Annotated in this window: 10 protein-coding genes; 5 read left to right on the forward strand and 5 right to left on the reverse strand. The window is 40.6% G+C overall.

What is annotated here, in order from left to right; all coding sequences use genetic code 11:
• Nucleotides 1–2: 2 nt before the first annotated feature.
• Complete coding sequence (locus AC0L6H_RS08855) at nucleotides 3–1,241, reverse strand: EAL and HDOD domain-containing protein (RefSeq protein ID WP_473393848.1); 1,239 nt, start codon at nucleotides 1,239–1,241, stop codon at nucleotides 3–5.
• An 11-nt stretch (nucleotides 1,242–1,252) separates the two neighbouring features.
• Nucleotides 1,253–2,482: an EAL and HDOD domain-containing protein gene (locus AC0L6H_RS08860; RefSeq protein ID WP_473393849.1), complete on the reverse strand. Its 1,230-nt coding sequence runs from the start codon at nucleotides 2,480–2,482 to the stop codon at nucleotides 1,253–1,255.
• 323 nt (nucleotides 2,483–2,805) lie between these two features.
• Here AC0L6H_RS08860 and rpoH point away from each other — a divergent pair, with 323 nt between their 5' ends.
• The 3 genes from rpoH to AC0L6H_RS08875 all read left to right on the forward strand — a co-directional run bounded on the left by rpoH (nucleotide 2,806) and on the right by AC0L6H_RS08875 (nucleotide 7,047).
• Nucleotides 2,806–3,663 carry an RNA polymerase sigma factor RpoH gene (gene rpoH, locus AC0L6H_RS08865; RefSeq protein WP_473393851.1) on the forward strand — a complete coding sequence of 286 codons (858 nt, stop codon included), beginning with the start codon at nucleotides 2,806–2,808 and terminating at the stop codon, nucleotides 3,661–3,663.
• A 223-nt stretch (nucleotides 3,664–3,886) separates the two neighbouring features.
• Nucleotides 3,887–6,781, forward strand: a complete 2,895-nt coding sequence (locus AC0L6H_RS08870) for a zinc-dependent metalloprotease family protein (RefSeq protein ID WP_473393852.1) — start codon at nucleotides 3,887–3,889, stop codon at nucleotides 6,779–6,781.
• A 98-nt stretch (nucleotides 6,782–6,879) separates the two neighbouring features.
• On the forward strand, nucleotides 6,880–7,047 hold the full coding sequence (locus AC0L6H_RS08875; RefSeq protein ID WP_473393853.1) for a hypothetical protein: 168 nt from the start codon (nucleotides 6,880–6,882) through the stop codon (nucleotides 7,045–7,047).
• A gap of 6 nt (nucleotides 7,048–7,053) precedes the next feature.
• Here AC0L6H_RS08875 and AC0L6H_RS08880 read toward each other — a convergent pair whose 3' ends face one another.
• Genes AC0L6H_RS08880 through pip form a run of 3 tightly spaced genes read right to left on the reverse strand, consistent with a single transcriptional unit; the run spans nucleotide 7,054 to nucleotide 9,420 of the window.
• Nucleotides 7,054–7,953, reverse strand: a complete 900-nt coding sequence (locus AC0L6H_RS08880; RefSeq protein ID WP_473393855.1) for a bifunctional GNAT family N-acetyltransferase/hotdog fold thioesterase — start codon at nucleotides 7,951–7,953, stop codon at nucleotides 7,054–7,056.
• Nucleotides 7,954–8,000: 47 nt separating this feature from the next.
• Nucleotides 8,001–8,438, reverse strand: coding sequence for a D-aminoacyl-tRNA deacylase (gene dtd / locus AC0L6H_RS08885; protein ID WP_473393856.1), 438 nt, complete (start codon nucleotides 8,436–8,438; stop codon nucleotides 8,001–8,003).
• Between the two features lies 1 nt (nucleotide 8,439).
• Nucleotides 8,440–9,420 (reverse strand): prolyl aminopeptidase, encoded by a 981-nt coding sequence (gene pip / locus AC0L6H_RS08890; protein WP_473393857.1) that lies wholly within the window; start codon nucleotides 9,418–9,420, stop codon nucleotides 8,440–8,442.
• A gap of 117 nt (nucleotides 9,421–9,537) precedes the next feature.
• On the opposite strand from pip, the gene AC0L6H_RS08895 reads away from it, so the two are divergent.
• A complete protein-coding gene (locus AC0L6H_RS08895) occupies nucleotides 9,538–10,194 on the forward strand; it encodes a DUF2959 domain-containing protein (RefSeq protein ID WP_473393859.1) in 657 nt (218 codons plus the stop codon).
• Nucleotides 10,195–10,434: 240 nt separating this feature from the next.
• Nucleotides 10,435–11,484 carry a hypothetical protein gene (locus tag AC0L6H_RS08900; RefSeq protein WP_473393860.1) on the forward strand — a complete coding sequence of 350 codons (1,050 nt, stop codon included), beginning with the start codon at nucleotides 10,435–10,437 and terminating at the stop codon, nucleotides 11,482–11,484.
• Nucleotides 11,485–11,494: the final 10 nt, after the last annotated feature.

The raw sequence follows: 11,494 nt of genomic DNA on the forward strand, positions 1-11,494 counted from the left end.
CCCTAGCGGATACCTCTGGGTTGGGTTTCTGGATAATGAGGTGAAATCGCTAGGGTCATTTGATTTTGCCATTTAACTGACTGGCGATGGATTTCGAACATGTCTTCTTTGGTCATCAGTAGCTCTATTGAATAAGCAAAAAGCGATGCCCAATCACCCGCTTCTATTGACTTAGCACTGGCTAAAATAGTCCAGTACGCGCCTTTATGTTCAAGTAATGCTTGTGTAATGCGTTCATCAAGTTCAAGCGATACAATCAGCCCTTCCATTTCTTTGCTCAGTATTACGTCGATTAACGAGAAGAGCCCCACTAGAAAAGCGGCCATTGCATCTGACTCACCTTCTATTTCAGCATCCAATAATTCACAATATTTGGCCCGTGTTAGGGATAAATTAAGCAGTTCATTTGGTTTGTCCGAATTTAGCCCCGCCAAACTTACGATTGCGACAAAACGTCTAACTTTGAGTTCACCCAAATAGCTTAGCGCATGCCTAATAGAGCTTATTCTATGGGATTTATTCACTAGGGGATTGTTAATAAATTTAATCAACAAGAAAGAGAGTGTTGGGTCTCGCTGAAAAATGCCTTCAAGTATTTTTGTATCAAGTTCAGGTTTTGCGATTTCAGTCATTAATTGCATATATGCAACTTTACTGGTCGGCAGTGGCTGAGTGTCTAATTCGCCTCTCTCTAAGAAAAAGAAACCTTGAAGATAATCTACTTTTAGGTTTTGACATTGTTCATATTGAAAAAGAGAATGCACGTTAGTGGCAATTATTTTTACCTTAGTGGATGCCAAACTCTGTTTTAATGTTTCAATTTCAGAGGGAGTATTGTCCATTATATTTAACTTAACAAAATCTGCATGTGCCATAAAATCAGACCAATGTAGTTGATGTTGATTGGCAATAAGCTTAAAGCCTTTCTTCTTTAATTTAGCAATTTGATCGATCAATGAGGGATTGGGTTGCATATTAATTTCGGAGATTTCTATAATAATCTCGTCTGAATTGAATAGCTCGCTAAATTCTTCAAGTCCTTCGGGCAGCAAATTAATTACCGTCATGTTGACTTGCATAAGCTCGTCGATGCTTAAACCAACATGGGGATCGTCATTTATCGTTAGGTTGCTGAAATCGAGTGGGAAGCTGCCACTTAAGCCGTTACGATAAATGAATTGATAGGCAAAAATTTCTTTGTTCAGGTTAAAGATAGGTTCTCTGGCAAAAACATTAATCATGATCGGGAGCCTCAGTTAAACGTTGATTTCATTTGGTTTGCCCATTGCACTGACTCATAATACATCGTGAACATGTCGCCCAACTCAATATTCAAGTCTTTCGATATCAAGTCTATGAGTGGCCAATTCGCGGTTTCAAAAGCAACGCAAAGTTGAAATTGCTTTGCTAACAAGCCGTTTGTATCTTCACTACAAAGTACCTTTTTAATGACATCCGAAAAAGGGAGGCTGGACATCACTTCATCCATGGGTTTGTCGAGCAGGGCATCAAGCAATGAGAACAAACCTAAGATAAAGCTATAGGGAGGGTCTTCCTTCATTTTTGTTGCTTTTGCTAACATTTTGCAAAAGTGCGCGCGGCATAAACTAATTGATATAAGATCAAGTGGTTTGTTGCTTTTGAGGTTCGCTATGGCCAGAAGGGCAATAAACTTTTTCAGCTCGATTTGACCTAGGTACTTAAGTGCATGCTCTAATGAATCGATGCGTTGTCTTTTATTGAAAAGAGGGTTGTTAATAAATCGCATTAGCTTAAAGGCCAAACCAACATCTTTTTCAAAAATCGCTTTTATTTTCTTTACGTTGAATTCAGGAGAAACACTAATTCCGACTAATTCTACGACTGAGCTAATCGATACCTCAATATTTTTGTGTTTTACCATTTCAGGGCGAGATAAAAAATAACCTTGGAAATAATGAAATCCCGCTTTCTTTAAATGTTCGAATTCATCATGTGTTTCTATTTTTTCGGCGATAAGCGTCTTGCCTTGTAAACAGAATTCTTTAATCTTTTTTTCTACAGCGGGGTTATTTAGGTCTATGCGCTCGACTTCTAGCTTAATATATTGAACATAAGGCATTATCGACTCCCATTGCTGGTTGAAGTCATAATCATCGAGGGCTATTTTATATCCGAGGTTTGAGATATGTTCACAAGCAGCAATAAGTTCTGGAGTCACTTCAACTGTTTCAACAATTTCAATAACAACATTTAGGGGATCTAAGGTTGACGGAAAACGATACAACAATGTGTCTTGATGAAAGTTGATAAATGCTGGTTTGTTGTCTGTAATTGTCTCAACACCCACTGACAAATGACTACCCGCAAGCATGCTACTGGTTGCTTCATCGGGCGGTATATCTGGGAAACAATTTTTAACACCATTTCTAAACAATAGTTCGTAAGCGAAGACTTTTTTATTTTTGTCGTATATCGCTTGGCGGGCTACGTATGCAAACATTAGATACCTTTTTAAAATTAACACTTACAACACAATAAGCGCTTTACGTCCGAGTCTTGTCAGCGCGGCACCGGATTATTATAATTATTGGGTGCCGGTCAGTGACCATTAATTTTGTTTAATCAACTATTTGCGCACTTTTTATTTAAAAAGAGTACAATAATGTCGATATAGCCCTTGAGTTTTTGAACTTAAACCTTATATTTAACCGAATAAGTAAAATATGAAATTTTTATATCGAACTTAAGGTCTAATATGTGGTCATATAATTAACACATAGTCGATGCAACCTTTTGGTATCGATGCAAAGAAATGAGGTAACAATGAACCAAGACATTCAATCTTCTCTAGCCTTAACGGTCTCAAACGGCGGTAGTATTGAGAGCTACGTACAGGCTGTGTCTAGCATAAAGATGTTATCGGCAGAAGAAGAAAAATCATTGGCAATTCGTTTGTTTGAAAACGAAGATTTAGAAGCAGCCCGAAAATTAGTTATGTCGCATTTACGCTTTGTTGTGCATATTGCTAAATCATACTCTGGGTATGGCTTGCCACAAGCTGATTTAATTCAAGAAGGTAACATTGGTTTAATGAAAGCGGTCAAGCGTTTTGATCCAAATGTAGGCGTGCGTCTTGTTTCTTTCGCGGTACATTGGATAAAAGCTGAAATTCATGAGTTTGTGTTAAAGAACTGGCGTATTGTTAAGGTTGCTACAACCAAAGCGCAACGTAAACTGTTCTTTAATTTGCGTAAAGCGAAAAAGCGCTTGGGTTGGTTCACACATGCCGAAGTGCAAAAAGTAGCTGAAGAGCTAAATGTAAGCCCTAAAGAAGTATTGCAGATGGAATCGCGCATGGCGAGCCAAGATACTGCATTTGACTTAGGTAATGACGACGATGAGTCTACCGCGTTTAGTCCAGCGCAATATTTAGAAGACAAAAGCACTGATGTTGAAGCATCTGTTATCAATGCTGATATTGATGAGGCAGCCTCAAAGCGTCTTTATTCGGCTATTAGAACGCTAGATTCACGTAGCCAGCACATAATTGAAACACGTTGGCTTGCAGATGATAAATTAACCTTGCAAGACTTAGCTGACGAATACCAAGTCTCAGCAGAACGCGTTCGACAAATTGAAAAGAACGCAATGAAAAAGCTTCAGGCGGCGATGTACGCATAGCCGGTTGGACAATAGATAACGAAAGGGCCTGATATAAGGCCCTTTTTTTGTGCGCGATTAATACACAGTCTTCATAGATATCGTATATATTAAATTACAAATCGCGCAATACAAGCCAAAGCGAAGAGCGGTAGTTGTATTGCAAATCTTGCATTCGTCTCAGCTCATGCTTATTCTGTATTGGTGAAATAGCTAAGGTTTAGGCCTCAATAAAGGAATTTTTATGCTCGGTCGCACAACACTTATCATCCTCTTTGTTTTGATTACGCTTTTTTCATATTCTAGCGTGTTCGCGTCTGGTATGAGTGACGTTCTCCCCGCTCATTTGCAACAAGTGAAGCTACAAGCGCTACAACGCAGCGTTGCACCAAATAAACGACTGTTGTCAGCTCAAGAAGATGGTGAATACCGCTTTGCACTGTCTTTAAAGCAAGCAAATATTAACCTTCGGATTAAAAATATTGCGCAAAATAAAACGGGTTCCCAGTCGTTTGCTTCTTCTTTTAAAACAAACGGTAAGGACTATTCGCTTATATTTACGCAAGGTGAAAGTGGGGGCTTTGGAGAGCTAATAGGCAACGGCCAGCATTTAATTATTGAGCAACACCAAAACCAAGTGTATGTTTTTGATGTAGGGTTGTCTGGCTTAACGCCAGGTGTTTATGAAAATGACACTATAGGTAAAGCTGTTAGTCAATCTGCCTTTCGTGCGCCTGCGCTTAGTGCTCAAGCGAGCTCTAATGTATCCATAGTAGACGTCATGCTGTTGTACACGCAAAATATTGTAGATACTTTCCCCGGCGACATGACCGACGCTTTGCTGGAGCACTTAGTCTTTAAAGCGAATCAATCTTTTGTCGACAGTCAGATTGATTTGCGTTTACGTTTAGTGCATACCGAGTTTGTCGATTACCCCGACCCTTCAAGTATTGTGGCGTTAAATGAACTACGCGCCGCCCTTGATAATAATTCAAGTACACAAACAGTGCCTTCCTTGTCTCAAATAGCGCAGCTACAGCAGACCTTTGGAGCTGATCTGGTTTCGATGATCCGCACACATGATCTTAATGAGCGTGAAGTTTGTGGAATTGCTATGTTTCCTGATCCTGCCGTCGATTTTCTCGTTAATGTGAGCAATGTTGGTATCAGCGGTGGGTCTAATTGCATAGATACCTTCACACATGAGGTTGGCCATAACTTTGGTGCAGGGCATCAACGCAGCGCTGGCGCCAGTGTTGGCGCACGCGAAGCGGCAGGTGCCTTAATAGTTGAAGGTAAATTTAATACACTAATGAGTTCTATTGGCACTGGCGATGTAAATAGAGACTACGGTCTACCGGTATTTTCAAACCCAAATATTACCTGTGGTACTTTGCCTTGCGGTGATGCAGCGACTGCGGACAACGCCGATACTATTAACTTTTTCGCGCCCATCAATGCAGCGCTCCGTGCTGGTGTCATTGAAACGCCAATTGAGTCGTTTTTTCAAAGTGTGACAGACATCGACGGTGACACCGTAATTGATCAAAACGATGCTTTTCCTTTCGATTCAACGGAAAGCCTCGATTCTGATGGAGATGGCGTTGGTGACAACGCAGATGCTTTTCCAAATGATGCAAGTGAACAACTAGACACAGATCAAGATGGTTTGGGTAACAATAGCGATGCTGATGATGATAATGATGGTGTCATTGATATAAACGATGACCTACCGCTTGACGCCGGCAATACAATCGATGCCGATGGTGACGGCGTAGGGGCAAATGAAGATGCACTAGACAATAATCAACAAGAGTTCCAAAACAGCGATGACGATTTTATCGGCGACCGCAACGACCTTGACGATGACAACGACGGTGTGCCAGATTACTACATTCCTACTACCTTGGCAGAAAGTGAAGCTTGGGTCGTTAGTGCAGGTAGCGACAATATTTTGCGTTTTAATAGCGAATCGGGTGACTTTATTGCTAGCTTGTTAGAAGTGCCTATTGGTGGCTTCTCATTTCGTTCAGATGCGGTTCTATCAGTATCACAGCAACTTTACTTCATTAGTTTTAGCGATGTGCTTGCTTTTGATAGAAATACCAATTCAGTGCGAGAGGTAATTAATAGAAGCCGATTAAACACTAATTTTCCGGCACATCTATTGTTCCAAACGGATACTAATTTATTAATTAATAACGGACTTGGTACTAGCAATATAGAGCCATTTAGGTTGATGAGTACAGGAAACTTAAGCGGCAATGTTGCAAGTGATGAAGCGGTTTGGCGTGACATGCTGCTGTTATCTAACAATAGACTTGTTGTGGCTGAAAGAAGCAGCAATAGATTGCTTTTATTAACTGCGAACAATCTAAATGTTGCGCCGCAGGTATTTAGTACGCAAGGCTTAAACAAGCCAGAACATATGACCTTAGCCAGTAACGGAGATATTTACGTAAGCAATGCTGGAAGCAAAGATGTAAGTCGTTTTAGTAATACAGGTGCTTTTTTAGGTACTTTTATAACGGCCGGTAGCGGTGGCCTAGGCAAACCAGGCTGTATTACGACCGGACCGCAAGGCGATGTTTATGTATGTAGCGAAGATAGTGATCAAATTCTTAAATATGATGGTCAGACAGGCGCTTTTTTAAATGTGTTTGTAGAGACTGGCGCTGGGGGTCTTAAACAACCCGTTAGTTTAGTTTTTGCGGGCCTTGCCCAAGACGAATTTAGAACCAATGGGGAGCACGATAGCGATGGTGATTTAGTCAATAATATTGACGATGATTTACCCCTTGATTCAAGCGAAACTATTGATACAGACAGTGACGGCATTGGTAATAACGCTGATAGCGACGATGACAACGACAGTATCCCTGATGCCTATGAAACAGCAAACAATATGAACCCACTAGATGCAAGTGATGCACAACTAGATAACGATAATGATACCTATAGCAACTTACAAGAATTTGAGGCGGGTACCAATCCTAATGACGCAAATTCTGCTCCCGACCCTGTGCTTCTCCCTGTGCCACCAGAAGAAAGTGGCGGAGGCGGCGCAATGTCTTTCCTCTTTTTATTGTATGTGTTGAGTGTGTATGTACGACGTCGCCATAAGTCCCTCATGAATTGATGAAATTGCAGGCGCACGCGAGGAGTTTTTCGAATGGATGAAACAAAGCTTGTTCTTATAATTAGCGACAAGCTATGGATAAACAAAAGGATTAAACGATGAGTAAATTGACAAGATTGAGCGTTCTTACAGCTTTGTTGGTTTTAGCCCTGTTGTGCTATACCTTTGGTTTTGGTGAAGGTATTTTAGGCTTAGTCGTACTTGGCGTGTTATTTGAATGTTTGTTTTGGTTTCAGGCTTTTCGACGAAAAAAACCTAAAACCTAGTTGCTTTTAAACAGGCGGCAGTATCCAGTACTGCCCTGTAAACTCAGCCACGGCTTGGTCGCCGTCATAAATTTCTACACGTAGTGAAGCCGGGCATTTTTTACCTTTTTCGAGTAATTCAAATTTCGTCCTCAGGGACTCTATGTTACAAATACCTCTAGGTTTCATCGTGATTGGCTTATGATAGTGAATGTCAGCATCACCTAGCACAATCTCACCATTTAAGCCTTTTTGCTTCATTTGCAAAAACAGCATACCCCAACCAGTTAAGGTCGCCAGAGAGTATATACTTCCTGCAAACATAGTACCGTGAAGGTTTATATTCTTATTGAGTGAGGCACGGGTTTCTATTGTGCGTTCAGTGTATTGGTATAGCTTTATTCCCATATGTTCGCTTATAGGAATTTCTTCGTGCCATGTGCGTTGGAGTTCGTCACACCATTGGGGATGCAATACGAGCACGTTTTTATCTATTAGATTTTTTACCATTTGTTTGCGCTTTAGTTTGCCCAGCTCAGTAGGCGCATCATCAATAACACTAAAGCCTTGGTTGGTAAAAAACTCTATGGATGATTGTCTAGAATTGGTTACTGCACGCTCTGCACCTAAATCACGCGACACCTGTTCTAAAGCTTCTAGGATAATTTGGCCCACGCCTTTGCGCCGGTATTCTTTATCGACCGCTATGTGCCTAATTTGTGATTCTTCACTGGTATTTAGATGAACGCGACCACAAGCAACAATTTTACCGCTGGCGGTTTTTACGACTCTATGTTCGCTTACAATTTCGTATTCATCTTTTTCAGAACCTTCGGGATATCCCCATGGTTCTCTCAGCCATTGCCACCTAAAATGAAAATAGCGATCAAGCTCTTCTTGAGTGAGGGGGGCACTAACTGTAAACACAACGCCTTCCTTTAACTATCAGTAGTGATAACATAAACAAACGAACTCTAGACTTTCAAAGTAAAGGTAGCAGGTCCGTCATTTAATAGTTCAACTTGCATATTAGCACCAAAACGACCGCTTTGGCATGTTCTATAGGTTTGATTATAATGCGCAACAAACTCGTCGAACAATGCTTTCCCCAGAGCGGGCTCTGCACTATTAGAAAAGCCCGGTCTATTGCCCTTTGATGTGTCGGCAACCAAAGTAAATTGAGACACAACTAACAATTCGCCATGGGTATCACTCAGGCTTAGGTTCATCTTATCGTCTGCGTCAGGGAATATGCGAAGCATGGCCACTTTCTTGGCGAGTTTTTTGACGTTGTCAGCGCCGTCGCCTTTTTCAACACCCAGCAATAAAAGAATGCCGGCATGTATTTGGCCAATGGTTTCACCAGCAACGCTTACTTTGGCATATTTAACACGCTGTATTAATCCAATCATATTACTTTTGCATCAACAAGCTTTGCATTTGGCCAAGGGCATTTTGCAGCGCTTCCCGTATTCCTTTCTCGGTCACGCTATGTCCTGCGTTTTCTACAATAGTAAGGATGGACTGCGGAAGTGCTTGATGTAAAGCTATTGCGGACTCGCATTTACAAACCATATCGTATCTACCATGAACAATTTGCATGGGGATATTGGTGATTTTATGCGCATTGTTTAGTATGTGATTGTTGGGCATAAAGCAGTTATTTAATAAATAATAACACTCTAATAAAGCTAATGAATATATTTGCTGATTGGAAGCGTAGTCGTCAGCCGATTCTGTCATTTTTTTCAGTTTCGAAATATTACCTTCCCAGTTAAACCAGCGACTTGCAGCTTGGTTTCTTATTTGTTCATCTTGGTGAGTAAGCTGACTGAAGTACCACTGGCAAAGATCCTGCTGCTGGTTGACAGTTCGGTTTGCTTCGCTAAACCCTTCTGTGTACCCTTCGATAAAGTCCGCATATTCATTTGGAAATACTTGGCTTGCACCTTGAGAGCCAGATACGAACCATTTGGCGTCGTCTGGGCGTGCTAAAAAAATCCCCCGCAGAATTAAGCCCGAGACTCGTTCTGGATACGCGATAGCATAAGCAAGACCTAAGGTTGAACCCCAAGAACCACCAAAAACTAGCCATTTATCGATATTGAAATGTGCACGTAAGGCTTCAATATCGTCGATGATCTTATTGGTATCGTTATTCTCGATATCAGCAAAAGGTTGGCTACGTCCGCATCCTCGCTGGTCAAAGGCAATCAAACGTAAATCGAAACCTTCAAATAGGGCTTGGTAGTTTTGGCCAATGCCTGCCCCTGGACCACCATGTAAAAAAAGTGTTGGAAGCCCCTCAAGATTTCCTGATTCCTCTACATGTAATGTGTGTCCATCTGAAGTCGGGAACTTACAAGATTTTACTGACTTAATACCGTCCAACATTGCTATTTCCTTGTGTATTACCACGATGTCTATTATCTTTCTACCAAACTTATACGTTATTATTGTTAAGATTGCACAACGTTGTTCTTTTTAATAAGCATTAATTTGGAGAAAAACATGCTTCGTAAAATTTTATTACCAGTAACCGCTATTATTGCACTGGGAGGTTGCGCTTCTGCGATTCAAGACACCTACTTTAACATGTGGGAAAAAGTAGGTGTTGAAAAACGCGAGATACTTGTTGACCGAGTCGAGGCTGCGCAAGAAACACAGCAAGAAGCGCAACAAGAGTTTACTAGCGCCCTTGAGGAATTTAGTGCCTTGATCAATTTTGATGGTGGCGAACTCGAGGACGTTTATAACAATTTAAACGACAAATATGAAGCTAGTCGTGATGCTGCTAACGATGTTACCAATCGTGTTGATAAAGTGCAAAGCGTGGCTGATTCGTTATTTAGAGAATGGCAGGCAGAAATTGAGATTATCTCTAATGCAAAGCTAAAACGTGAAAGTCAGCGAAAACTAAAAGACACTGAACGTAAATATGATTCTTTGTTAGCGTCTATGCGCAAGGCTCAAGACAGCATGACACCAATATTAACGGCCCTGTACGACAATGTTTTATATCTAAAACATAACCTTAATGCCGATGCAATTGGTGCGTTGCAAGGAGAGTTCACCACGATCAAGCGTGACGTAAATGTGTTGATTGAGGAAATGAACGTGGCTATTTCACAATCTGACGATTTTATTAAGTCACTTAAAAATCAATAGCTTAAAGCAAAGTATTTATTGAACTGTTCGTTTTCTTTCAATAAAGGCGTGCTTAAAAGCGTTAGAATAATGCGTATTTAGTTTAATACTAGGGGCATTATAAAAAACTAGTAAAACAGTCGAAATTCTTCTTTGAATTGATCTATACTTTCGAGGTGTCGCAATATTGCGCCACCTTCCCAATATGTTTATTGGGCATTTATAGATGATATTGTCCTTATAAGCGAAAAGGAATTCAAAGTGAATCTACCTAAGATTTTATTACTGGTTTGTTTATTGTTGGCTCACAACTTAGCGCAAGCGGGGCAGGTTGACGCCACCGGTTTAGGCCTGATCACGCAAAATGATGTAAGTAAAGCACGACAAGCGGCAATTGAAGACGCTAAAAGACTGGCAGTTGAACAACTGCTAGGAAGTTACATTAGTGCACGCACTGAAACAAAAAACTTCATGTTGGCAAGTGAAAAAATATACGCCACAACTAAAGGACGCTTAGATCGCTTCGATATTTTAGAAGAATCCAAATTAGATAATGCTACTTATCAAGTCAAAATAAGAGCCTATACCGACTCCAATGCCATAGCAAAAGAAGCTGTAAAACTTATTCAACAAAATAAGTGGAGTAAAAAACCTCGTATTAAAATAAAAGTAGAACTAGCTCAACAAGACAATATAAATTTGCAGGCTAGGTCTGCGGTGCTCGCAAATTTATCACAAAACTTGAGTAATGAAGGTTTTGTCGTTTTAGATGAAAAATCACCTTTAGGGGCTAGTTTTGCGCTGGTGCTAAACATAAATGCTAGTGCTACAAAAAGCGAATTTCAAGGCATGAATATTAGTACCAATGAAATGACTGTTTCTGGTTCCTTGCTAAACGCTGCGACATTATCACAAATTACTTCTGTATCTTTTGCTGACAAACTAGCCGGAGGTGCCAGCGCGAGTTTTACTAAAATGGCTGAGAAATTAAGTAAGCGGATAGTTCTCAAGGTAAACATGCAAACTAAGTTCGCTTGGTTGAGCAAGCTTGAAATGCCTATCATGATCCATATCCAGGGTGCCGATACAAAACAAATTAGCGTATTGGAAAACGAATTACAAAATGCGGTTGTTGGGTTAGATGGGATGCGTACTGAAACTAAGCAACAGGATGACTATATGTTTAGCGCTACTTATCTGGGCTGGCCTGAACAATTATATGAGCAACTTAGCCAACTTTCGAAAAGACCAGATATCACTTTTACCGTTGTAGGTTTTGAGCAAGCAACGCTTACCTTGTCGATGAAATAGGAAATATATA

Source organism: Glaciecola sp. G7-5 (assembly GCF_055808975.1).

Coding starts and splice junctions, on each gene's coding strand:
- AC0L6H_RS08855 (WP_473393848.1), bottom strand. CDS start 1,241: ATGATTAATGTTTTTGCCAGAGAACCTATCTTTAACCTGAACAAAGAA.
- AC0L6H_RS08860 (WP_473393849.1), bottom strand. CDS start 2,482: ATGTTTGCATACGTAGCCCGCCAAGCGATATACGACAAAAATAAAAAA.
- rpoH (WP_473393851.1), top strand. CDS start 2,806: ATGAACCAAGACATTCAATCTTCTCTAGCCTTAACGGTCTCAAACGGC.
- AC0L6H_RS08870 (WP_473393852.1), top strand. CDS start 3,887: ATGCTCGGTCGCACAACACTTATCATCCTCTTTGTTTTGATTACGCTT.
- AC0L6H_RS08875 (WP_473393853.1), top strand. CDS start 6,880: ATGAGTAAATTGACAAGATTGAGCGTTCTTACAGCTTTGTTGGTTTTA.
- dtd (WP_473393856.1), bottom strand. CDS start 8,438: ATGATTGGATTAATACAGCGTGTTAAATATGCCAAAGTAAGCGTTGCT.
- pip (WP_473393857.1), bottom strand. CDS start 9,420: ATGTTGGACGGTATTAAGTCAGTAAAATCTTGTAAGTTCCCGACTTCA.
- AC0L6H_RS08895 (WP_473393859.1), top strand. CDS start 9,538: ATGCTTCGTAAAATTTTATTACCAGTAACCGCTATTATTGCACTGGGA.